This window comes from Marinilactibacillus sp. GCM10026970 (assembly GCF_042660675.1).
Classification (GTDB): domain Bacteria; phylum Bacillota; class Bacilli; order Lactobacillales; family Carnobacteriaceae_A; genus Marinilactibacillus.
Map to the genome: position 1 here is coordinate 47832 of NZ_JBHSUL010000031.1, position 26108 is coordinate 73939.

Annotated in this window: 15 protein-coding genes and 1 pseudogene; 13 read left to right on the forward strand and 3 right to left on the reverse strand. The window is 37.4% G+C overall.

Translation table 11 applies throughout. The features are described from left to right. Positions 1 to 221 precede the first annotated feature (221 nt). Positions 222 to 1532, forward strand: a complete 1311-nt coding sequence (locus ACFP65_RS09230; protein WP_379917942.1) for a carboxylesterase family protein — start codon at positions 222 to 224, stop codon at positions 1530 to 1532. An 82-nt stretch (positions 1533 to 1614) separates the two neighbouring features. Here the strand turns inward: ACFP65_RS09230 and ACFP65_RS09235 are convergent. Next, positions 1615 to 1803 (reverse strand): annotated as a pseudogene (locus tag ACFP65_RS09235) (PTS glucose transporter subunit IIA); the annotation flags it as partial. A gap of 489 nt (positions 1804 to 2292) precedes the next feature. On the opposite strand from ACFP65_RS09235, the gene ACFP65_RS09240 reads away from it, so the two are divergent. Then, positions 2293 to 3042, forward strand: a complete 750-nt coding sequence (locus ACFP65_RS09240) for a Panacea domain-containing protein (RefSeq protein ID WP_379917943.1) — start codon at positions 2293 to 2295, stop codon at positions 3040 to 3042. Between the two features lie 91 nt (positions 3043 to 3133). Here the strand turns inward: ACFP65_RS09240 and ACFP65_RS09245 are convergent, their stop codons facing one another. After that, complete coding sequence (locus tag ACFP65_RS09245) at positions 3134 to 3592, reverse strand: hypothetical protein (protein WP_379917945.1); 459 nt, start codon at positions 3590 to 3592, stop codon at positions 3134 to 3136. A gap of 134 nt (positions 3593 to 3726) precedes the next feature. Then, entirely contained in the window at positions 3727 to 4740 is a 1014-nt protein-coding gene (gene galE, locus ACFP65_RS09250) for a UDP-glucose 4-epimerase GalE (protein WP_379917947.1), read from the reverse strand. A 225-nt stretch (positions 4741 to 4965) separates the two neighbouring features. Between galE and ACFP65_RS09255 the strand changes: the two genes are divergently transcribed. The 11 genes from ACFP65_RS09255 to ACFP65_RS09305 all read left to right on the forward strand — a co-directional run bounded on the left by ACFP65_RS09255 (position 4966) and on the right by ACFP65_RS09305 (position 26101). Then, positions 4966 to 6072 carry a DUF4268 domain-containing protein gene (locus ACFP65_RS09255; protein ID WP_379917949.1) on the forward strand — a complete coding sequence of 369 codons (1107 nt, stop codon included), beginning with the start codon at positions 4966 to 4968 and terminating at the stop codon, positions 6070 to 6072. A gap of 361 nt (positions 6073 to 6433) precedes the next feature. Then, a complete protein-coding gene (locus ACFP65_RS09260) occupies positions 6434 to 10597 on the forward strand; it encodes a cell wall-binding repeat-containing protein (protein WP_379917951.1) in 4164 nt (1387 codons plus the stop codon). Between the two features lie 313 nt (positions 10598 to 10910). Continuing rightward, positions 10911 to 11966 (forward strand): glycosyltransferase family 2 protein, encoded by a 1056-nt coding sequence (locus tag ACFP65_RS09265; protein ID WP_379917953.1) that lies wholly within the window; start codon positions 10911 to 10913, stop codon positions 11964 to 11966. Between the two features lie 50 nt (positions 11967 to 12016). Then, on the forward strand, positions 12017 to 12943 hold the full coding sequence (locus tag ACFP65_RS09270) for a glycosyltransferase family 2 protein (protein WP_379917955.1): 927 nt from the start codon (positions 12017 to 12019) through the stop codon (positions 12941 to 12943). Positions 12944 to 12993: 50 nt separating this feature from the next. Beyond that, complete coding sequence (locus tag ACFP65_RS09275) at positions 12994 to 14286, forward strand: flippase (protein WP_379917956.1); 1293 nt, start codon at positions 12994 to 12996, stop codon at positions 14284 to 14286. A 285-nt stretch (positions 14287 to 14571) separates the two neighbouring features. Continuing rightward, the gene (locus ACFP65_RS09280) at positions 14572 to 19281 is read left to right on the forward strand and encodes a cell wall-binding repeat-containing protein (protein ID WP_379917958.1); all 4710 of its coding nucleotides are present in this window, start codon (positions 14572 to 14574) and stop codon (positions 19279 to 19281) included. A 243-nt stretch (positions 19282 to 19524) separates the two neighbouring features. Next, the gene (locus ACFP65_RS09285; protein WP_379917960.1) at positions 19525 to 21948 is read left to right on the forward strand and encodes a cell wall-binding repeat-containing protein; all 2424 of its coding nucleotides are present in this window, start codon (positions 19525 to 19527) and stop codon (positions 21946 to 21948) included. 260 nt (positions 21949 to 22208) lie between these two features. Next, a complete protein-coding gene (locus ACFP65_RS09290) occupies positions 22209 to 23585 on the forward strand; it encodes a cell wall-binding repeat-containing protein (RefSeq protein WP_379917962.1) in 1377 nt (458 codons plus the stop codon). Between the two features lie 261 nt (positions 23586 to 23846). Continuing rightward, a complete protein-coding gene (locus ACFP65_RS09295; RefSeq protein WP_379917963.1) occupies positions 23847 to 24674 on the forward strand; it encodes a glycosyltransferase in 828 nt (275 codons plus the stop codon). 10 nt (positions 24675 to 24684) lie between these two features. Next, the gene (locus ACFP65_RS09300) at positions 24685 to 25167 is read left to right on the forward strand and encodes an acyltransferase (RefSeq protein ID WP_225743714.1); all 483 of its coding nucleotides are present in this window, start codon (positions 24685 to 24687) and stop codon (positions 25165 to 25167) included. Positions 25168 to 25183: 16 nt separating this feature from the next. Continuing rightward, positions 25184 to 26101, forward strand: a complete 918-nt coding sequence (locus tag ACFP65_RS09305; RefSeq protein ID WP_379917965.1) for a glycosyltransferase family 2 protein — start codon at positions 25184 to 25186, stop codon at positions 26099 to 26101. Positions 26102 to 26108: the final 7 nt, after the last annotated feature.

Consider the following 26108-nt stretch of genomic DNA (forward strand, 5'->3'; position numbering starts at 1 on the left):
CGCCCATATTGTTGAGACTCAAAAATATAAAACCACTGAGTCACATGAATAACCAAAGGTCATCGGAAAAAGGCATTGAAATTAGGAACGGCTAGCGTTCCTTGCCGCCTTGGGCTTAGCGAAATTAATGGAAAATCATAAGACGGTTGACCAGAAACAGAAAAATCTCTAAGCTGAAAATATACATAGAAATTAAGAGACAGAAATGGAGTACGAGTGAAGTGAAGGAAAAAGAAAATCAGCCAGCATGGACGTGCGCTAGTGGAAAAATCATCGGTTGGACCGATCGCAAGAAAGGCGTACTCCATGCAAGCGGCATCCCTTATGCCCATGCCAAAAGGTTCAGCAAGCCACTCCCTATAAAACGCTCAGAAAAAACCATTCAAGCGACAAGCTGGGCACCCGCTAGTCCGCAGTCAGATGACCCTTTTACCGAGCAATTTATTAGCGAACTGCCTCGAAAACTGACGACTAGTGAGCACTGCCAAAATTTATCCATTACGATGCCAATAGGGACTCAACCGACCGATCATTTACCTGTAATGGTGTGGATCCATGGCGGTTCGTATCTAAACGGCGCCGGCGACCATCCAATTTATGATCCCGCCATACTGGTCAAAGAACAGCAAGTCATCGTTGTGACTGTCACCTACCGACTTGGCCTTCTCGGATATCTCGAACCTGCAAATCTAGGACTACTGGACCAGATTGAAGCCCTGAAATGGATTAAAATGTCGATTCAGGCATTTGGTGGAGACCCAGAAAACATTACGGTTTTTGGAGAGTCAGCAGGTGGGGATGCAGTGGCTCATTTAATGATTGCTGAAGGCACAGAAGGCTTGTTCAATCGCGCCATTATCCAGAGCGCCCCTTTCGGTCTTCTGCAAAATCGAAAGGAGATGAGGAAGGCGATGCGAGAAGCTGTAAAGACGCTTTCGGATGACGCGGATATGGATACGATTCTAGAAAAACAAAGGGAGGTACTCGAAAAGGCCAAATCATTTGGACTGAAATCGTCGATGGCTTTTGGTGTGCAGTATGGTAAGTATCCATTACCTGATGAAGCAGAAACTTTAAAAGCTTGGCAGAAAGCAGCGCAGCGAATCGATGTCCTGATTGGATCAAATAGTCGAGAGATTACCTCGTTCATTCCATTAATCAAAAGCTATCAGAAGCTGCTCGCGATACCTTTGATCAAAGAATCCTTGATTAGAATCCTTACGCATAAAATTTACCGAATGGGTGTAAAGCAATTTGCCAAAAGGCATGCAGAGAGTGGGGGAAGAGTCTACCAATACAAAGTCAGCTGGGGGGCACCAGGAAACAAATTCAAAGGCGGTCACGCTTCAGAAATTCCCTTTCTATTTGAAGACCGAACTATCTGGGAACATGGACCGTTACTTGAAGGAACCGACTGGGCAACCTTTCATGATCAAGGAAAACAACTGAGAGAAATCTGGGGGAACTTCGCACGTGACGGTGAAGTGAAAACGCAAAAGATTGAAAACTTAATTCAGATTGAACAGCTGTAAAAGAATGATAAAATCCATAGAAAAACCCACGATTTTACTTTTTTATAGTAAAATCGCGGGCTTGGAGATATCAAATTATAAATTAAATAATGATTTTAATTAAACGATCACCAGTGTTGACTTCTGCATTTGATAAATTCAAAATATCACCATAGTCTGCAGTATTAATCACGACAATTGGAGTGACCGTATCAAAACCTTTGCTAGAAACAAAATCCAAATCTACAGTTAAAAGTGGATCACCGACAGAAACTTTTTGGTTCTGTTCAACTTTGTAGTCATATTTTAAACATTGAGACTATTGATATTGAATATGAATTTGACTACAAAGATTTCGACGTTAGAACGAGAATTAAGCAGAAGGATTCGATAGTCAACAAGTTGATTCACTATGGAAAGAAGACTAGTAAAGAGGGTACAGGTGTTATACCTATTTATAAGTGTATGAATGATATCTTTGGTATTAGAATCATATTTGAAAATATCAATCATGATGAAGCTTTCTTTAATGAGTGTATTACACGATTGTGTAAGCAATACAATCTAAGAAAAGTTAAAAAATATAAGATGAATACATTGCAACACATCTTTACTTTAAAAACGAAAAAAATATATATTTTCCTTAGGAACTCCAGATTTGGTCTAAAGAAGACAGTGTAAGTAATGAGGAATCCCACAAAAGGCATAAAGTTAAAAGGGAGTACACAAAATGGCCAGATGTGTATAAAAACGACAGTAACCCTGAAAGGAGAGAAATATAGTGTTCTATCATTATATAGCCATAGCGAGTGACTTTGTAAATGGAAAAAGAATTGCTTGGCACTATCCCTCAGACGAAAAATTAGATAAAGAAAGAATTCGACAGTTTATGAAGAATGCAGAAAAACAAGGTAGTACATTCTTCGGGGTGCACAAATTGACTACTCATAGTAAGGATTGGGAATCAGTAGTAGAGAAAGATTCTTTTTTCGAAGATGTCTTAGCAACAGAAAACGAAGATGAGTTATTTAGAATGTTAGAGGAAGATAAGGAAATTTACGCAATGGACGTTGCTACATTTATTTTAGCACTGAAATCTATGTCGCACTTAAAATTGCAAAAACTGCTTTATCTCGCTTATGCTGATTATCTTAGCCGATATAAAGAACCCCTATTTAAGGATGATATTGTCTCTTATAAATATGGACCCATAGTAGAAAAAGTTTATCAACTATTCAAAAAATACGGCGCTGAGGAAATAACGGATAGCGAGAAATATGCTTTCTGTGTAAAGGATACAGTAGTACCGCCACTACTCATGAAACTCTCTAATTCAAATAAAGGAGAGGAAGCAATCGAATCCATTTTGAACACAATCGACCACTATGAAAGCTATACGGCTAATCAGTTGGTTACTTTAACACATTCAAAAGATAGTCCTTGGAGTAAAACGTATAGTACTGACCAAAAAAATACCGTGATAATAGATGAAAACATTCTTAAGTATCATGTGAATGAATCAATTGTATAAGAGGAAAGCAGAGACCGAGTAGGCAAAGCGAAAGCTAAGTTTACTTGGTTTTTTACTTAAAACTAAAAGGAGAGTGGTAGATTTAGATTATTTACTTAATTAGACCCATGAAATTTCGTTCTTTCAAAAGCGTATAGTTCATGCTATAGGTGGTTTCACCCAATATAGTATAAACCCAACTTGCGTATTTAGTGTAAAAATAGTAGGCTTTATTTCCATAATTAAACTGTATGTAATCATTTGAAATGTATCTCTTTAAGGCGAACTCTTCTAAATCAGAGTAGTTGATTTTAGTAACATGATCGTCAATTGGTTCTTCAAAATAAACAGTATCAAGTATAATCAATTGATCTGTAGTGAAAACCAAGTAATAGAATTTAAAAAAGAATCGTCTTTCAAATATACCTAAACCGGAAGGGTCATGTATAAAAGGGTGTGATCCTTTTACAGCTCTAAAGTAGTTGTGATTGATAAAAACTCCCAATTCTCTCAAGGTCTTTTCTAAACGTTTAGCATCTTGTTCAATCGTATAAAGCATTTCCTGGTTCATTGATTTGACCTCCTTTACTTTTTAGCTACTAAAAATTTATAGAGTTAACAGCGCTAGGTTTCCTCAAAATAACATAAGGTCATTGTATTTTCAAACAAACAAAGGACGAAGCCATCAGCTTCGTCCTTTGTTATTTATGCATACCCATTAGGGTTATTTTTTTGCCAGTTCCAAGAGTCGCGACACATATCTTCCAAGCCCAGTTCCGCAGCCCAGTTCAGTTTCTCGTGCGCTTTTTTAGAATCCGCATAACTTGTTGCGATATCTCCAGGACGACGATCAACGATTTCGTAAGGAACCTCTACGTCATTCGCTGTTTCAAATGCTTTCACCACATCCAGAACAGAGTAGCCAACACCAGTACCTAGATTGTAAGCTTCAGCTCCACCGATAGACTCTAGTACACTTTCTACCGCACGAATATGACCTTTCGCCAAGTCCTTAACGTGGATGTAATCTCTAACGCCCGTACCGTCTTCAGTATCGTAATCATTTCCAAAAACTGCTAATTTTTCACGCTTTCCAACAGCCACTTGCGTGATATAAGGCATCAAGTTATTTGGAATATCATTTGGATCTTCACCGATGCGACCAGATTCATGAGCACCAATTGGGTTAAAGTAGCGTAGTAGGGCTGCACTCCATGATGGATCAGCCGCAACTTGATCTTGAATAAATTGTTCGATAAATAATTTAGTCGTTCCATAAGGATTTGTTGTTGAAAGAGGCATATCCTCAGTAAACGGTGCTTGATTGTTCATGCCATAAACGGTTGCACTCGAGCTGAATACGATGTTTTTAACGTTATATTCATTCATCAGCTCCATTAATACAATTGAGCTGAGTAGATTATTATGATAATACTTCAATGGTTCAGCTACGGATTCGCCAACAGCCTTGTAACCAGCGAAGTGAATCACAGCCTCAAGATCATGTTGTTCAAAAATCTTAGCGAGTGCTTGTTTATCAGAAACATCAGCTTCATGGAACACAAAGTCTTTTCCAGAAAGTTCCTTGATTCGGTTCAAGACTTCTGGTTTTGAATTAGAAAAATCATCAACGATGACCACTTCATGATTTTCATTCAATAACTCAATAACTGTGTGAGAACCAATGTATCCCGCACCGCCTGTAACTAATATCGCCATAGTATCGCTCCTTTATTTGTATGTAGCAATAAAATAAAAGGGATCAATTGTAACCCCTTTTAAAGTTCAATTCATTCTACCATAAGTTCATAAAAGATGCATTCTGTAAAAGGATAAGATCACAACTATCTAATTCTTAAAAAGTAATATATACTTTAAAAAAATACAACGGACGACATTTATTAAAGTTATAATGTGAATAAACTACTTAAGGGGAGAAATAATTTGTTTTTAATTGATCGAGAAAAGAACGAAGCAATTCCTTTAAATAAAATGTCTTTTCAAGAACTAAAATTTAAAGAGAGAGCTCATCTTCAAGAATGGATTTGTAAGAACACAAATTTATTAGGAGAAAGATTGCTTGTTATACAAAAAGAATTTAGTAGCTTTGATGATACGAGAGAACGATTAGATTTATTGGCTTTAGACGAATCTGGTAATCTCGTAATTGTTGAAAATAAACTGGACGATAGCGGTAAAGATGTAGTGTGGCAATCATTGAAGTATGCTTCATACTGTTCGGGACTGGCTAAAAGCGACATTCGAGAAATTTTCCAGAAGTACTTAGATAGTATAGGCAATAAACAACTTGCTGAAGATGAATTATGTGAGTTTTTGGAAGCAGAAGATTATAGTGAAATAGAATTAAATAATGATGATCAAAGGATTATTATGGTTGCGGCTAATTTTAGAAAAGAAGTAACTTCTACGGCTATGTGGTTGTTAGATCATAATATTAAGGTGAAATGTATAAAGGTAACACCTTATGAATATAAGAATCAGATATTTTTAGATACTGAACAAATCATACCGATTATTGATGCAGAAGACTACTTGATAAAAATCGGACAAAAGAAGCAAGAACAACTTACAACAAAAGAAGATAAGCAATCAAGGCATGTAATTAGACTTGAATTCTGGAATCAACTATTAAAAGAGATGAATCAAAAATCACCTTTATTTTCAAATATAAGTCCTTCAAAAGATAATTGGATTAGTTGTGGAAGTGGGTATAGTGGGATGTCATACTCGTTTGTTATTACTAAAAAGTTTTGTCATGTTGAGCTATACATTGGTAGAGGAAGTAAGGAAGACAATAAATTTTTATTCGATCAATTATATTCAAAGAAAGACGAAATAGAAGCAGCTTTTAAAAATAGTCTTAATTGGCAACGCCTAGAGGATAAAAAAGGTTGTAGAATAGCTTTTAAATTAGAAGGTGTAAATGCTTTTAATCGAGAGGACTGGCCAAAAATGATTCGTTTTATGTCGATGAATATGATTCGCTTTGAAGCTGTGTTCAAAGACGTTTTACAAGGTATTGTAAAATAGTTGGTTCCACGAATAAAAAGAAATGAGCATTAGTATATTGAGAAGGCTTGGACCAAACTAGCCAAATAGAAGAAAGCCGTCAAACCTAGGATATTTATCCCTTGTTTTGACGGCTATTCTACTTGTCTAATTTTACAAAACAATATTAATCAGAGACTTTGTCCCAGTCTCCTTTGGTTATTTAACGAACAATATCTGGTATGGTTTGAAATTCGTATGCTTATAGGCGTTTAATATCTCGGATTAGGAGTTATATTTACATTTAATTTACAAATTAACGAAATATTTTCTAAACATTAACATGAATATTTGTTACACTTATGGAGGCGATCAGTATACTTGATAAACAAAGGAGAGTTTTATGTTAAAGAAAACAATTACTTCTGCATTAACGGCCTCGTTGCTTGCAACGTCTGTGCCAATGAATGTAGTCGCAGTGACAGCTAGTGAAATTGGAACAACAGAAAGCGGGACGTTGGCGGAAGAAGCGGTTTATGCCGATAGTTTAATATTTTCTACATATGTAGAAGGATCTAGTAACAATAAAGCTTTTGAAATTTACAATGGCACAGGAAGTACAGTAGATCTTGATGGATATCAAGTCGAATTATATCCAAATGGAAACACAGATCCCAATTCTACTTATCAACTACAAGGAGTTCTTGAACATGGAGAGACATTAGTCATTGTTAACCCTAGAGCTTCAGAAGCATTGCTTGCTTATGCAGATATTCAAAATGGTGGCGTAACAGGTTATAATGGTGACGACGCTCTTGTACTTAGAAATAATGGACAAGTGATTGATTCATTTGGTCAAGTTGGAGAACAAATCGATTGGGGAAAAGACGTAACATTAGTTAGAAATCAGGATGTACTGTCAGGGAAAACTGTCGAAACAGATGCATTCGACCCAGCGAATGAATGGACAGAGTATCCTCAGGACACTTTCAATTATTTAGGATCCCATTTAATGACAGGCGTACCTGGAGAAGCAAATCCAACCGTACCTGGAGAGCCAGAAGAAGAACTTTCACTGATTTCAATGGCTGATGCTAGAACTTTGGGAACTGGAAATGAAGTACTGGTACAAGGCGTTATAACAGCTAAACTAAACAACACGGTACAGTTCGAAGATGAAACGGGTGCATTCGCTATTTTCCCTGCGAGTGCGGTTCAAGCTGAAGTCGGACAACAAATCACAGTTAGAGGCAATATCAGTCAATACAATAATCTTTTACAATTACAAAATATTACGGTACTTGAAACGGAAGATGCAGAAGCTGTTCAACCAAGAAAGATTACTGGTTCTCAAGTAGCTTTAGAAAATGAATCCAGACTTATTGAGCTTGAAAACGTGGAGATTATTTCTGCAGCTGGAGGATCTGAGACATCAACAAACTATACGGTTCGTGCTGATGGAACAGAATTTGTATTAAGAGACGAAAGAAATGAACTAGATATCCAAGTAGGGGAAACCTATGAAACTGTAGCGGGTATCGTTCAATTTTTCAACAATACGTGGCAAGTTATTCCTCGCTCAATCAATGACGTATTATTAGATTCATCAATTGTTCAAGCGCCACAAGCCAACGTAAATTCTGGAACGGTAGCTAGCGGAACAAAAATTCAATTGTCTTCTCGTTCCGAAAATGTAGACATCTATTACACAACAGATGGTTCTGAGCCTTCAATAGACTCGACATTATATACTGAACCGATTGAATTAACAGAAGATATTAGTCTTAAAGCAATTGCTGTTAGAGAAGATGCAGAATTAAGTTCAATTGCAGAATTTAACTATACGGTTTATGATGCGGAAACAGGAATTATGATTCATGATATTCAAGGACCGGGACATGTCTCACCATTTGATGGACAAACGGTTAATGATGTTCGCGGAATCGTAACGTACAAGTATGAAATTAGAGGTGCTGTATATGCACATGTTCAAACGGAAGATGACTTAAGAGATGGAGATCGTAATACTTCGGAAGCCATTGTCGTATACCTTGGAGGACGTAACTTCGCTCCTGACATCAATGTCGGAGATCATGTTGCGGTAACTGGTCAAGTCAGTGAGTATTATATTGATGGATTTTCAGAAAAAGAAGACACAGATTTATCAGTCACACAAATCAACGCCAGAGATGACCGTGGTGGATCAGTAGAAATTATTGAAACAGGTATGGAATTACCTGAAGCCATCGTCATTGACGAAGTACCTGACGAAGTGATTTCACCACTTGGATTTGAAGAATTTAATCCTGAACTTTATGCCATCGACTTCTGGGAAGCCATGGAAGCGATGCGCGTAGAAGTGAGTGATGTGAGAGCTGTCTCACCGCAAGACCATGGTGATGTTGTGACTGTTTTAGATTCTCACGAAGCAGAAACTGTAAATGGTGGAATTTTACTCAAAGAAGATGATTTGAATCCTGAAAGAATCGGGTTCCGTCCTCAACCAAACAATGCAGCTAGAGACTTTAACGTTCTAACGGGAGATAAATTTGAAGGAACACTAACAGGTGTTGTGATGTATGATTACGGCAACTACAAGATTTATACAGACTTAGCAGATATGGAAGCTATTCATCAACCTGCAAACAATCAACCTCAACAAACAACGATTGAATCTGTTGAAGATCAGTTAACTGTTGCATCATATAACCTTGAAAACTTTGCTGCGACGACAAGTCAGACTTCTAATGAAAAAGCTGAAAGACTGGCAAATGCGATTGGAAATGACTTGAACAGTCCCGACATCGTTGGTTTAACAGAGGTACAAGATAACGATGGGCCAAGTGCTGGAGGACCCGAAGCAGATCAATCTTACGAAAGATTGATTGACGCTATCTTTGCAGCATCAGGTACTAAATACGAATACGTTAATATCGATCCTGTAATGAACCAAGATGGTGGACAACCAAATGCGAATATACAAGTTGGTTTTATCTATAATCCTGAACGAGTATCTTTTGTAGATTCGATTGAAAAAGGAGACGCTACAACAGCTGCAGGTTACGAGGATGGAAATATGACAGTAAATCCTGGCCGTATTGACCCAGAAAACCCAGTTTTCAGTAATTCAAGAAAACCACTAGCTGCTCAATTTGACTTCCAGGGAGAACAAGTGATTACAATCATTAACCACTGGAATTCTAAACGTGGAGATGATGCGACTTTCGGACAAAATCAGCCGATTGAATATGGTAGTGAAGTAAAACGTAAAGGGATTGCAGAAGCTGTTACAGCATTTGTTGAAGAAGTATCAACAGATAATCCAGATGCGAATATTGTCTCAATGGGTGATTTCAATGACTTCCAGTGGACAGATGCCCTGAAAATTCACGAAGGAGACTATCTGACAAATATGGTCAACTCAGTGCCGCTTGAAGAACGTTATTCTTATGTATACCAAGGAAGTTCACAGGTACTTGACCATATTTTAGTATCAAACCACTTAGCAGAAAATACAAAAATCGATATGCTTAAAATTAATGCTGATTTCACGGATGAATCTGGAAGAGCAAGCGATCACGATCCAGTAATCGTTCAAATTGCCTTCGCTGACTCTGACGAAACAGAAGTACCAGAAGAACCTGAAACGCCAGAAGTTCCTGAGGATCCAGAAATCAAAGTTTCTAGAATTGCTGGTGAAAAGAGATTTGATACAGCTGTTGAAACTAGTAAAGCTGGATGGGAGCGTTCGGATGTCGTGGTCATTGCGAATGGATTTGAATTCGCCGATGCTCTTGCTGGAGCGCCTTTGGCGGCTGAGTTAGATGCACCCATTCTTTTAAGCCGTAATGATAAACTGGACGATGTTGTAATGGAAGAAATCCAGAGATTAGGTGCTACACGTGCTGTAATCCTTGGTGGAGATAATGCTGTTGGTAGACAAGTTAACCAACAACTTGGAAGAAACGGTATTTATACTAGAAGAATCGCTGGAGAAAATCGTTACGAAACAGCTAGGTTAATCTCTAGAGAAGTTTCTAATAGAACTTCTTCAGAAGAAGCCATCGTTGTAAGTGGACAAAACTTTGCCGATGCATTGAGTATTGCTTCGTATGCTAGTCAAGAAGGTATGCCAATCTACCTCTCAAGAACCAATACACTTTCAGAAGAACTAGAAAATACACTTACTGACTACGAACAAGTTATGTTCATTGGTGGAGAAGCTGCCGTTAGTAGTGAAGTTGAAAGTACGATTGAAAAATCAGGAACAGCTACAACTCGTATTGCTGGAGATACTAGATACGATACCAATTTAGCGGTACTTGAAATGATGGATATCAATGGAGATAATCTATACGTTGCGACTGGAACGAACTTTGCGGACGCTTTAACTGGATCTGTTTTAGCTGGAATCGAAGGAACAGGTGTAGCATTAGTTAGAGATAATGAAAAAACACTTGAAAACTTTAAAACGTTTAGTGATCAATCCTCATTCGAACGTTATACAATTTTCGGAGGACCAGCTGCAGTATCATCAAGCATTGAAGAACGTCTAAATAACTTTTAGAAATATGCGAATTTAATGTAAGAAAATGAATAATTTCAGAGGCTGGGACAGAAGTTTCTGATCAATGTTGTTTCGTAAAATCAGAAAAGTAGAAAAGCCGTCAAATCAAGGGGTAGATATCCTAGATTTGACGTCTTTCTTCTATTTGGATGGTTTTGTCCCATCCTTTTTTGAATTAAGCAGAGGTCAGTTATTAAAAGTTATCAAATATTTTCCGAAAATTGAATTTGATTAAAAAAGCTATGTTATAATTAAGAGAATTGCTTTAAAATAGAAGCGAAGTAACCGTTTATCAATAGTTAGGAGAGGTATTATGTTCGATGTATCCATTATTATGCCAGTTTATAACGTCTCAGCTCATCTGCCGAGGGCTATTCAGTCTGCTTTAAACCAGACGAAGATGGACTTCGAATTAATCCTCGTCAATGACGGTTCCACAGATAACTCTGGAGAGATTTGCGACCAGTTTGCGGAAGAAGAACCTTTATTGATTCAAGTGATCCATCAAAAGAATCAAGGGTCAGGGAAGGCCAGAAATGCTGGTCTTAGAATCGCTAGGGGAAAATATATTTATTTCGCAGATCCAGATGACTATTTCAAACCAACTTTGCTTGCAGAAAACTACCGATTAGCAGAGAAAAGAGATGCAGAAGTCGTCGTATTTGGTTATACAAAAGAAGTCGAAGGGAATCCTAGGGAAAGAGAGACCTTTTTACCAAGACAGCCTCATTTTTATACACAAAAAGGGTTTCGTGATCACTTTCGTAACTTTTATCATTTCACGCCCTATGCATTATGGAACAAATTGTATAAACGTGCTTATTTGAAACAGCACAAGATTCGTTTCGACGATCAAAAATTAGGACAAGATGCGCTTTTTAACCTTAAAGTCTACAGAGAAATTTCAATTGTAGCTTTTAATCGGAATCCATACTATCACTACGTAACCCATAATGGGTCTGCGGTTAATCGATATCGGGAAGACCGTTTTGTCATGGAGTTAAATATTGCCCTTCAGTTTAAGAACCTAGTAGAACACTGGGGTCGAGAAAAAGAGTTTAATGATTTACTGAAACAAGAATTCTGGCATCCGGTTTATTTGGAACTGGCAAACATTACGCATCCTGATTGTCCAATGACAGAAGAAGAAAAAGTCGAGTGGATTAGAGCGATATGCGAAGAAGAACACATTCGGGCATATGTTATCAAACAAGATTTAAAAGAATCGAATCCTTTCAGATACTTACTGCATCAAAGGATTCAAAAAGAACGGTATTTAATGGCTATCAAGCTTATGGAAAAACGAAACGCTTCAGCAAATAATTACTCAAAGACCTTTCAAAAGTTAAAGAATTTTTTTAAATCTTAAAGATACATTAAATGTACCTTTGAAATATTGATCAGAACAAGGAGTCTCGTATGAATCAGCCAATCGTTTCAATCATTGTCCCCACGTACAATGTAGAAAGATATATTGAAGAATGCCTGGATTCGATTATAGCGCAAACCTATAAAAATATTGAAGTCATCGTAATAGATGATGGATCGACAGATGCTACTCCGTATTTATTAAAACCATACGAGAGTAAAGTTAAACTGACTTTAAACAAACTGAACAAAGGCCAAGGTGCCGTTAGAAATCAAGGTATTGAAAAGGCGTCAGGTGAATACTTGCTATTCGTAGATTCAGATGATTGGATTGAAAGTGATACAGTAAAAAGGTTAATAGATAAGCTTCTTGAAACTCAGTCCGACTTGGTTAGATTCAATGGTCAATCCTTTTTTGACGGAGGAGACTTATTTGAAAAGAGTGTTCAGTACGATTTCTCTAAAGTTCTAGATTCAGGAAAAACTTATGAAGGATCAGAAAAACTTTCAGCTAATCAAAAAGCTTATTCGGCTTCTCCATGTTTATACATGATTAGCCGAGCGTTACTCATGAACAAAGGTATTCGTTTTCCGGAATCAATTTTGCATGAGGATGAATACTTTACAACTAAAGTCTTTCTTGTCAGTGAAAAAATGTCTTATTTGAATCAGGCTTTTTATCATCGAAGATATCGAGTAGCTTCTACAATGACTGAAAATACACCTTTCCATAAAAAGCGTTCGTTTAATTCTTATCTAGAGGTATTCAAATTACTTGAAAAAGCCTATCACTCAGATCAATATGATACTGATGAGAAAGCATTCCTAAAAAGGCAATTACTTTCAATCTATAATGGCCTTCAGCAAAGTTCAGTCGAACCAGAGATGAAAAAAGTTCTAGGAGACTTGAAGTCTGTTACTTTAATGGACAAAATACGGTTGAGTGCTTCGAGAACGTACACTAAATTTAAATCTTAAAAACAAGTTATGGGAACAAACTATCAAATGAATAGAAGCAGGTATAACATATGAAAAGAAATACAATGAAAGATATCTTTCTAACATTCGTTACTAAAATGTTTTATTTAGGTGGCAGTTTTATTATCTCGGTGCTTTTAGCTAGATTACTTGGAGCTGAAGGTCGGGGGATTGTAGCTGCTTTATTTGTTTTACCGAATTTAATTATTAACTTAGCAGATATGGGGATCAGACAATCATCAGCTTATATGATCGGGCAAAAAAAATACACCGTTCAAGAAGTATTTTCATCTAGCTTGGTTTTATGGTTACTAGCTTCAATCGTTTCAATCCTGATACTTTTAGGGTATTACATGATTCCATCAACAACCCAGTATAATTGGGGACTAATTGCGATAGCCATTTCATTGGTACCGATTAAAATATTGGAAACTTACTATTACGGGATTCATCAAGGCAAACAACAAATTGAGATCATGAACAAACGACATATCATATCCTTTTTTTCAAGGTTAATAGGTGTTGTAATCCTTGTATGGATTTTGAGTACGGGAGTATACGGAGCAGCAGTTGCGACGCTACTAGCCTCGGCTTCTGTCGTACTATATTCATTTTGGACACTGAAAGATACAGTGAAATTCAATCTGAACTTCAAAAAAGGTCTCCCGCAGAAGCTCTTTAGAAAAGGAATCGTTTTTGCTTTGGTTCTATTTATTCTCAATATCAATTACAGAATCGATATATTAATTTTGGAAAGATTTGTATCTGCTGCTGAAATTGGGATCTACTCAGTTGGTGTTGGTTTATCAGAGTTGATTTGGCAATTACCAACGGCTATAGGAACGGTGCTTTTTGCTAGCAGTACAAATAGTACTTCAGATATAGACGCAGCAAAAAAGGCGGCAAAATTGTTGAGAGTGTCTTTAGTCTTTTTAGTTACCGGCTCAATACTGTTTGTACTGACTTCTAAGTGGATTGTACCTTTCATTTATGGAAATGAATTCCAATTAGCTTCTGAGGTAATCAATTTACTACTTCCAGGAATTATCTTAGTTGTGATTATACAAATACTACACGCATCACTTTCAGGTAGAGGTTACCCTTTGGTAGGGATTCGTATTTTTATTTTAGCTATCATAGTAAATGTGCTTCTCAATGTATTACTGATTCCAATTTATGGAATCAATGGAGCGGCTATTTCTTCTACAATCAGTTACGCTATTGGAGGTTTTGGTTACGCTTATGTCTTTGCTAAAAGAACTCAATTATCGTTAAAAGATGTACTCATTATCAAAACAGAAGACATAACTGAAATCAAAAAAGCCTTAAAACTTAAAAAGTAGCTATCTAAGACTGTTAAAAAAAGAACTAGTTATGATTTGTAATTGTCTGATAATTGAATAATAGATTTCTTTTAAAAATATTTTGCGATAACTTTATTTTGAATATATTTTATGAAACCACTAATTTGATAGTGGTTTTTTATTTTGTGAAATTAAAGAGAATAAAATTAGAAAAAATCTTGACATTCTCATTTTACAACTCTAGACTAGTAGGTATTATAACTATTTCAACTAACCGTATATTAATAGTTATAATAAAGAGTATCTATTATAGGGGGAAAAGATTTGAAGAAAAGTGTAAAACAAGTGACTCAGGCTTCATTGGCCTTGATGTTAGCTTTTCCAGCCAGTCTGTTTTCGGCAGGCGCTGTGCTGGCAGAAACGAACAATAATAGCGACGAGACACAATTGAGTAGTGGACCAGAAGCGTTAAAGACACTATCTGATTTGTATGACAGTAACGACCCGGATTTCTCAATTGAGAATGACGAAGGTCCTGAGCCATATGAAGCAAATGAAAAGGTTCGTGTGATAGTAGAAGTTGAAGGAACTCCTGGACTTACATATGCGACAAGACAAGGAGTCCAATATAGTGCACTTTCTGAAGAGACTAGAGAAGAGTTAGAATCAAATGCTATTCAAACTCAAGAATCTGTTCAGAATCGTATTGATAATGCAAATATCGAAGCAGAGTACTTAGAGAGCTTCACGACAGTCGTGAACGGATTTAGTGCCAACTTGAATTATGGTCAGCTGGAAAGAGTTGAAAATCTTCCCGGAGTGACCAGTGTAGAGATTGTCAAAGAATATGAAAGACCAGAAGTAGAAGAAGGTGACATGATCAATAGTGTTGATCAAGTCAGAGGACCAGATACTTGGGAAGATTACAACGTCTTAGGGGAAAACATGGTAGTCGGTATAATCGATTCTGGGATTGATCCTTCACATAGAGATATGATTTTAAGTGAAGGTGTAGAATCTTCTCTTGATGAAAATTCACTAAATGGATTAGATCTACCGGGTAAATTCTTCACAGAAAAAGTCCCTTACGGATATAATTACTTTGATAAAACGGATGAAATTCTTGAAACAGGTAATACCAGTTCACAACACGGTATGCACGTAGCAGGAACAGTCGCTGCAAATGGGGATATCGAAAACGGAGGAATCAAAGGGGTTGCACCAGAAGCGCAACTTCTAGCACTTAAAGTTTTCGGGAATGATCCTAGCTTAGCAACGACATACGGAGATATCTATGTTGCCGCAATGGATGACGCTGTTCAATTAGGTGTAGATGTGCTGAACTTGAGTCTTGGTTCAGGAGCTGGATTCGTTAATCCAGAAAATCATGAACAAAAAGCTGTTCAGCGTATGAAAGAAAATGGAGTGGTCGTTTCCATATCTGCAGGAAATTCTTCACACTTTGGTTCTGGTTCAATAGAAGGTGGTTTGAATGATACGAATCCACTGACTAAAAATCCAGATATTGGAGTTGTAGGAACGCCTTCTGTTTCTGAAGCTTCTCTAAGTGTGGCATCAAGTGAAAATGACTTCAGTATAGCTGATGTAATGACTTGGCAAGCTGGAGAACTTGGTGGAACAGCACCTTACTTGGTAGCGGATAATGACCCTAAAGATATATTCGATGGGCCAGTCGAATTAACTTACGCTGGACACGGAACACCAGCAGAACTAGAAGCAGCGAGTGTTGAAGGGAATGTAGCGGTCGTTTCTCGTGGTATGTTTACTGGCGGAGACGAGACTTATGCTGCCTTTACTGAGAAAGCTAAAGCTGCACAAGCAGCGGGAGCTATCGGTGTCATCGTTCACAATAACAATACTAGTGGTTTTGTAAGTATGCAGACTGAAGAAGCGATTACGATTCCGTATTTATTCATGCTTCAAAAAGCAGGAGACGAAATCAAAGCAGCTTCGGAAGCAGGAGAAACAGTTACCGCAAACTTTACTGGAGAGACAACAAATATTCCAGCTCCAATTCAAGGCCAATTGTCTTCATTCAGTTCATGGGGGTTAGCTCCAAATCTTGATTTCAAACCTGAAATCACAGCTCCAGGAGGAAATATCCTTTCTACTCAACAAGGAGATTCATACTCCTTAATGAATGGAACTTCTATGGCTTCTCCTCATGTTGCAGGTGGATCGGCTTTAGTGCTAGAAAGAGTTGATGAAGAACTAGGGTTAGAAGGTGAAGAAAGATCACACGTTGCCAAACAAATCTTGATGAATACTGCGGTTCCATTAACAGATAAAGGAACGGTCAACGATGCATTTGGTTTAGGAAATTACTATTCTCCACGTGCGCAAGGTGCTGGTCAGATGGACCTTTATGCTGCTCTTTCTACACCGGCTTGGGTATCAAGCCCGGCAGATGACGATGAAGGTAAAGTAGCACTAAGAGATTTCCAAGACTTTACAGAATTCCAACTAGAAGTTGAAAATTACAGTGATGAAGAAGTCCTCTATCTAGTAGAAACATCTGTGCAGACAGATCTTGCATTTGTGGATCAACTTGGTTTCACACCAGATTTAGTTGAAGCAGCTGGATTAGACAATGTAAAAGTGAATGCACCAGGTTACGTGACTGTTCCTGCGGGCGGAAAAACAACTGTGGATATTTCTTTAGATTTATCCGATGCTCAAGTTGAGTTCTTGAATGAATCAACGGCACTTGAAATGCTTGATCCAACCGATGTATTTGAGAATGGTTACTTTGTAGAAGGTTTTGTAGAGTTTGTAGATCCTTTAGATAATCATCCTACTCTAAGTGTTCCTTACGCTGGATTTAATGGAGAATGGGATCAAGTACCTACAATTGATGCAATGCGTGGTTCTGAAGACACATTCTACAATCAGACTTCATTAGTATTTGAGGAGTATGTAGAACTTCTTCCTGGAATCGGGGTAACAGATTTATTCTATCTGCCTAGCTTAAATGTTCCAGCTTTAGGAGAAACAATGTTATTCAGTGCTGAACGAATGGGTGATATACAACCAGTTCTTTCCTTACTGAGAAACGTTAAAGAAGCACAATTCAATATCCTTGATTCAGAAGGTAATGTTGTACGTACATTAAGAAACGAAACAAACTTACGTAAAGACTATTTTGACAGAGGAAGAGCTAGTTCTAGTAATGTATTCAACCAAGCAGCATGGGATGGAACTGTTTCTGGAGAAATAGCAGAAGATGGCGAATATGCATATGAAGTTCGTACATTAGTTGACTACGAAGGTGCAGAGTGGCAGTCATATACTTTTGATTTCCATATGGACAGTACTGCTCCTGAGTTAGAAGTTAAGTATGATGAGAGTGATAGAGTAGTCTCTTGGAATGCTCGAGATAATTACTCAGGTCTTTTTGGTATTGAAGTACACGTAGATGGAGAGTTACTGGATACTTTCCCAGCTAATGGCTCGGTAGAACAAAACGAATCAGTTGAAATTCCAGAAAACGGCGAACAAGTACAAGTCTTCGCGATCGATTATGCTGAGAACGTTGCTGAAGAAGTCGTAAACGTAGTCAATCAGCAAAAGCATGATGATATCGTTGTGAGTATTTCAGCGCCAGCTTTACTAGCAGGATTTACAACGCACGAAATTCCAGTTGCTGGTTCTGTTGAAACAAATGCTGAAATAACGAGTGTAACAGCTTATGGTCAAGAAATGACTGTGAACTACAATGCTGGAACAAATCTTTATGTATATGAAGGCGTGGTTACAGTTCCAGAAGACGGTGTATATGACATCAACGTTGTTGCAACTTCTGGTGATGGAGAAGAAGCAGGCGGAAATCGTCAAGTAATTGTGGATACACAAGCACCTGTAATTGGACACAACGCTCCAAGTGTAAGTAGAGATAGTGAAGTGGAGGTTACCTTTAGCCTTTCCGATAACTTTGACGAACTACGTTTCTATATAGATGACAATGAAGTTTTTGTAAATGAGTTCGAGTCTCCTTACGAAAGAAGAGCATTCTCAACTGAAGTGACAAGAACACTTTCTCTAACGGAAGGAAATAATACTTTTGAAGTTAGAGCAGTCGATATTGCCGGAAATGAAACAACTGAAACAGTAGAAGTGACTTATAACCCTTCTTATGAATCACTTGCAAGAATTTCTGGAGAGAATCGTTTTGCTACATCTGTTTCTATCAGTCAGAATGGCTGGGACAATTCAGATACGGTATTAATTGCCAATGGTCTACAATTTGCAGATGCCTTAGCGGGTGTTCCATTAGCAGATCAATTAAATGCACCGATTTTATTATCTAGAACAGATAAACTAGATGATGTTGTTAAAGAAGAAATCAGCCGCCTTGGTGCGACAAATGCAATCGTCTTAGGAGGACCAAACACAGTTTCTCCAGAAGTAGAAGCTGCACTTAGTGGATCCGGACTTACTGTAGAACGACTTGCAGGAGAAACAAGATTTGATACGGCGGTTCAAATCGCGAATAAACTGAATGAAGGCACACAGTCAAGTGTAGCTGTTCTTGCTAATGGGTTACAATTTGCAGATGCCTTATCAGTAGCGCCTTTTGCAGCAACTGAAGATATGCCAGTATACTTGACTAGAGGTAAAGAGTTGGAAGCTGATATCGCTGAAGCGCTCAACAACTACGATAAAGTATATGTTATTGGTGGACCAAATGCTGTTTCAAGTGCTGCAGTAGATGCATTATCTACAAGTGTCACTCGACTAGCTGGAGAAACACGTTATTCTACAAACGTGAAAGTGTTTGAAGAATTTGATGTTGAATCTAATCGTCTATACGTAGCAACTGGAGCGGAATTTGCTGATGCATTGACAGGGTCAGTGTTAGCTGCTAAAAATGGTTCTGGTGTTGCGCTCGTTCGTAACGAACTGAAAGATGAGTTTGATACATTAATGACACGTCATCAGTTTTCTGAATTTACCTTATTTGGCGGATTGAATGCCGTAACGGATATTGTAGAAAATCAATTAGGAAACTACTAATCAACAGAAGTATCGAATACGAAAAAGTAGTATCTCAATTATGAGGTACTACTTTTTTGCTTATTAGAATAAATATAAACCCTTTACTTTTAAAGTAAACGGAACAATAACGTACATTAACACGAACTTTACAGAAATTATATGTATTTATTACAAACAATCTATTGTTTCTTTAGTTAGGTCATGCTACGATTAATTGGCATTAAGCGTTACATAAAACAGACAATGGAAAGGAATTGACTCATGTTTAAAAATGGGAAAAAATTACTTACAACAATGGCTTTAACTACAACTATTGTAGGTGTAAGTGTACTTAACGAAACTGAGACAGTAAATGCTCAGACAACAACTGCAGCAACTAAGTATTCTCCAGTTTCAAGAATTCAAGGACAAACACGATTTCATACAGCTTCAAAAATCAGTCAAAAAGCTTTTTCATCTGCTGACACAGTTATCATCGCTGATTCTAGTGAGTTTGCGGATAGTTTAGCCGGCGTACCATTAGCTCACCAATTAGATGCACCGATTTTATTAGTTGATGGAAATAAACTAAGATCAACAACAGCTGCAGAAATGGGGAGATTAGGCGTTACAAACGCAATCATTCTTGGTGGCGAACAAGCAGTAAGTGAAAATGTTGAAAAAGATATTAACTCACTGAATATTTCTACAAGACGTATTGGTGGTGTAAACCGTTTTGAAACAGCAAAATTAATTGCTGATGAGTTAGCGCCATCTGAACAAGCAGTTGTTGTAGATGGTATGGAGTTTGCCGATGCTCTATCTGTAGCTTCTTTTGCTGCACAAGAAGGTATGCCGATTTTCCTAACCAGAACGGAAACATTGTCTAATGCTGAAGACCTTGAAAAATATGCAAACACACTCATTATTGGTGGAGAACAAGCTGTTTCTAAAGAAGTTGAATCAGAATTGAATAATCCAACTCGACTTGAAGGTGCAACAAGATATGATACAAATATCGAAGTTCTTGAACACTTTGGAGTAGATAGCAAAGAATTATTTGTTTCTACAGGAGCGAATTTTGCGGATGCATTAACAGGTTCAGTACTTGTCGCAAACAACGAATCAGGACTCGGACTAGTTAGACCGAACACAAGTGAAAACTTAACAGATTATATCACTGAAAATAAATTTACTTCACTGTCTATTCTAGGTGGCGAAAGTGCTGTCTCCTCTGAAATTGAAAATCAGTTAAACGATTTATTTGAAGTCGAAACAGCTTCTATTCTTCATACAAACGATATCCACGGTCGTATGGCTGTAGGAGATGGTGGCAATGATGATGTAAAAGGTCTTGAATTCGTTCACGGTGTCTTTGATCACTATGAAAGCATCAGAGATCAAGTACTGATTATGGATGCTGGAGACACATTCCACGGAACAAATAATGTGAACCTATCAGAAGGCGAAACAATGATTCAAGCAATGAACGACATGGGATACCAAGTTATGGCTCCAGGAAATCATGAATTCAACTACGGAATTGACCGTCTGCTTGAAATTCAAGACCAACTAGATTTCCCAATTGTAGCTGCAAACTTAGAGTATGCAGAAACTGGTGAGAATGTATTCCCTTCATATTTCGCAACTGAAATTTTAGGACATGATGTAGCGGTAATTGGTCTAGCATCTGCTGGAACACCAACTTCTACACACCCAAATAACGTAGAAGGTCTTGTCTTCACTGATGAAGTTGAAGCAACTCAAGCAGAAGTGGATAAACTATCTGAAGACTTCGAAAATATTGTTGTTCTTTCGCACTCAGGATATTCTATCGATCAACAAATTGCTGAAAATGTTGAAGGCGTTGACTTGATTATTGGTGGACACAGCCACAACAAGATCGACAATCCAACTTTCCACCCAGGAACAGAAACAGTTATTGCACAAGCTTGGGAACACACAAAAGCAGTAGGCGTAGTTGACTTTACTTTTGTAAATGGTGAATTATTAGATTTACAAGGACATCTACATGATACAACAGATGGTATTGAGCCAAATCTAGAAACAAGAGAATATGTATCAGGTGTTGTTGCAGATGTTGAAGATCAAATGAGTGAAGTTATTGGTTCTATTGATACAAAACTTGAAGGTGCTCGTGAAAACGTCAGAGTTCAAGAAACAAACCTAGGAAATTTGGTCGCAGATTCAATGCGTCAACGTGTTGATGCAGAAATTGGCATTATGAATGGTGGCGGTATTCGTGAGAGTATTCTTCCAGGAGAAGTGACTCGTGGAGATGTTTTGACAGTATTACCGTTTATCAATATTGCTCAATCTGTAGATGTTCCAGGAAGAAACTTACTAGAAGCTCTTGAATATTCTTACCGTGTATTACCAGCTCAAAATGGTGGATTCTTACATCTTTCTGGTGTAGAAGTCGTTGTAGATATTAATGAAGAACCAGGAAATAGAGTTCAAAGTGTTAGGGTCAATGGAGAACCACTTGACTTAGACCGCGTGTATTCTGTCGGAATGAATGACTTTACAGCAGCTGGTGGAGATGGATACTCAATGTTTGAAGGACTAGAAGTAACGTTAAATACTGGTGAATTGATGAGTGATCTATTAATGGACTGGATTGCTTCAGAAAAAGAAATACCAGAAGTAGAAGGTCGTATTACAATTATTCCTCAACAACCCTAATTACGATACAAAGGCGCTCCGTAAACAATCACAATGATTGTTTACGGGCGTTTTTTTTAGATCGTAAAAGAGAATAAGAAGTATTTTTAAATTTTTTGATCTGCGTTATTCTTTTACGTTGGAAAAAACTTTCTTAAATATAAAGATGTTAATATATGTCATCTGAAAATAGTTTTATGTATGATATAAGTATAACTAGGTAAGGAAGCCTTGGCATTGTTAAAGGATTGACTACTTAAAAAAAGAGAGGACTAGATCAGATGAACAAATCGGTACCGAGAGTATTGAAAGGCTTAGGTATATTAGTAGTATTTTTTCTATTTTTAACTAGCAGTATCAAAGTAGAAGCCGCTTCAGAAAGAGTATCCAGGATTTCTGGAGAAAGACGTTTTGAAACGGCAGTTAGTATTTCAAATAGTGGATGGAGTCAGGCAAATACTGTTATGATTACGGACTCTCATAATTTTGCAGATGCACTCGCAGGTGTTCCTCTGGCTCATCAACTTGATGCACCGATCTTATTAGCTAGAGGAAATCAGTTAGAACCGGTAGTTAGAGCAGAAATAGGTCGATTAAATGCTAGTAGAGTCATTATATTAGGTGGTAGATCTGCAGTTTCTGAAGAAATTGAAAGAGAATTAACGGCTCTTGGATTGGTAACCGAGCGTTTAGAAGGAGAAACGCGTTTTGACACTGCTCAAGTGATCGCAAGAGAACTTGTTGCACTGACAAATTCCACAGAAGCGGCTATTGTGAATGGCTATGATTTTGCTGATGCTATGTCAGTCGCATCTTTTGCAGCTATGCAAGGTATGCCGGTCTATCTTTCAAGAGGTAATGAATTACCAGCTGGAGTGTCTTTCAATAGCTACCAGAGAACGTACATTATCGGTGGAGAAGAAGCGATTACTAATAACGTAGTGAGCCAATTAAATAATCCAACTAGACTAGCTGGTCCAACGCGCTATGAAACAAACCAAAGTGTTATTGATTATTTCAATATAAATTCAGATCATATTTACGTTGCTACTGGGAGACAATTTCCAGATTCACTAACGGGATCTGTATTAGCAGCAAAAGAGGGAAGTCCAATTGTGTTAACAAATCAAAACGAACCTACTCGTATCAGAAGTTATATTTCAGTTTCACCATGGTCTAGATTCACATTATTTGGAGGAGAAGCTGTTGTAAATAGAGAAACACACGATGTAATGCTGGATCAAGCTGTTGTATCGGAAATGGAAGATCATATATTCATGCGTACGAACGAATTAAGACGAACAAACAGCTTAAGCTCATTAGAACAACAACCTTTATTACGAAAAGGGGCTCGTATTCGTTCTAGAGAACTAATAGAACAATTTTCTCATACAAGACCTGATGGACTTAGTTTTGGAACCATCTTTGAAGATATTAACTATTCAACTAATGGAGCTGGAGAAAATATAGCTTATATCAGTGTGCCTTCGATTAATTTAGAAAATCAAAGCTTAGAGTATGCTCAAAATATTTATGACCTTTGGAGAGAAAGCCCAGGTCATTACGAAAATATGATTAGACCATCGTATAACTTTCTCGGAGTTGGACTATATATTGATCGAAATAGGGTCAACGGAACTCAACTATTATCCAATTAACCGGTTATAAGAGTTATGGGATTATGTGCTAATATGATTGAGGATCCACAATTGGATACAAAATATAAAATTTTTCCCTAAAGATTAGATTAAATAGCAGTCTTTAGGGATTTTTTATGCTTTTAGTAGAGTATGATTAGAATTTCTCCTTAAAACCCAATACATTGGACAACTGTCTTTTTTGACTGGAGGTTTTGTTGTATAATAAACTCTATTGAGAACAACAATACATATTATGATAGATAGAAAGAGGATAATGGTTTGAGAGAAAAGTATAGCGTCTTGATGTCACTGTATATCAAGGAACAACCAAATTATTTGAAACAAAGCTTAGATAGCATGTTTCTACAAACGGCTTTTCCTGAGGAAATCGTCATCGTTAAAGATGGACCATTGACTTTAGAACTTGAACAGATACTTGAGGAGTATAACGCTCAGTATCCAGGGGTTCTACAGATCATTCCTCTTGAGCAAAATATTGGACTAGGAAGAGCGTTAGATATCGGACTCAGTAATTGCCAGAACGAACTAGTTGCTCGAATGGATACGGATGACATTTCTTTAAAAGAAAGATGTGCGCATCAAATAGAAGCGTTCCGTAAAGATCCAGAACTAGCGATCGTCGGAACCATGATAGATGAATTTATTGATGATCCTAATAGAATTGTTTCTTCAAGAGTGGTTCCTACCGAGACAGAGGAAATCAAACAATTTATTAAAAGAAGAAATGCCTTTAATCATCCGACTGTTATGTTCAAAAAATCTGCAGTTATAGATAGTGGTGGGTACGGTTCATTGAAACGAAGACAAGATATTGATTTGTTTTCAAGAATGATCAATAAAGGTTATAAAGCACGCAATTTAAATGAATCTTTACTCCTTTTTCGTTCAAATGAAGAAAACTTTAAACGAAGAAAAAGTTGGAGATCTTGTATCGATACCATCAAAGCGCACTACAGAATCTTCAAGCAAGGAAATTGCGGGATTTCAGATCTATTTTACGTAGCTTCCAGCCAGATGTTTATGTTTATTTCGCCAATGTGGCTTCTGAAAAGTGTGTCTAGTAAATATCTCAGAGTACAGAAATAAGAGGTGCAACATGATTGAATGGATTTCCAGAGCTTGGATGAAGGTCAGAATCAGTATGCATAAATCATTGAATCGTACGTTATACAAACAAGGCGTTATCGTATACGGTATACCGAAACTTGTTCATAGAGATAAAATTACTATTGGAAAAAATAGTACGATAAATGAAAATGTCTACCTCTATGGAAGAGGCGGAATCGTGATTGAAGATGGCGTATCACTTTCCTATAATGTTTCTCTGATTTCTTCCGGATACCGCACGAGTGACTGGATGGAAAACAAAAAGCATAAACATCATGAAAGTGATCCAATCAAAATAGAACGAGACTGCTGGATTGGGGCCAACACGACTGTATTAAAAGGCATTACAATTGCAGAAGGCAGCATTGTAGGGGCTGGGTCAGTCGTTACAAAAAATCTAACAGAACCAAATGCTCTATATGCTGGAAACCCAGCGCGCTATATCAAATCATTGAAGCCACCGAAACTTTAAAAAAGGAGATAGAATTGTGTCGAAAAAACCATTGCTGACCATATTTACACCGACATTTAATCGGGCGCAAGAGCTGAAAAGAGTTTATGCGAGTTTAATCGTTCAGACGTCTAACAACTTTGTCTGGAATATACTGGATGATGGGTCTGAAGATGAAACAGAAATGATGGTCGAAGCATGGAGAGAACAAAATATTATTTCTATCTCTTACGAAAAACAACAAAACCAAGGTAAAACAAAATCAATGAATAAAGGAATCAAAGCATCGAAAACAGCATTATGGATGTGTCTTGATTCAGATGACTGGCTTCATGAAGAAGCCGTTAAAGTAATTGAACGGTATGATAAAAAGATGGTCGATCAGCCGAATGCTTGTGGAATGATTGGCTTACGTAGACTACCTAGTGGACAACAAATGCAAAACAAACAAATTCCTGAATCCTACGATATGATCAATTATCATCATCTTAGATATGAGCTTGGAATCGAACCGGAATATTTAGAGGTCTATAAAACGGATATTATCAAAAATTTTTTATACCCGGAAATATCTGGGGAAATATATTTTCCGCTCAGTTATATGCACGACCGCTTGTCCAAAGAGTATGATTTTTTAGTTGTGAGAGAACCGTTGATGTTTATTGAATATCAAAATGAAGGTATGACTAAAAAACGAAACCAACTGATTATCAATAATCCTATCGGCTATATGCTATTTAAAAAACAATTACTTGAATTAGCGCCTACGAATAAGGTTGCACTTGTGTCAGCGATTGCTTACAATTCAGCGGCTATACTAGCTAAAAGAAGAGATCCAGTTAATACAATCAAAGGAAAAATGCTGGCCGGCATCGTCTATCCAATTAGTTTGATAGATTACGTACTTAGATTCAAACTGAAACAGAATCTTCATCTTGAGAAAACCTATAAATAAGGGGATA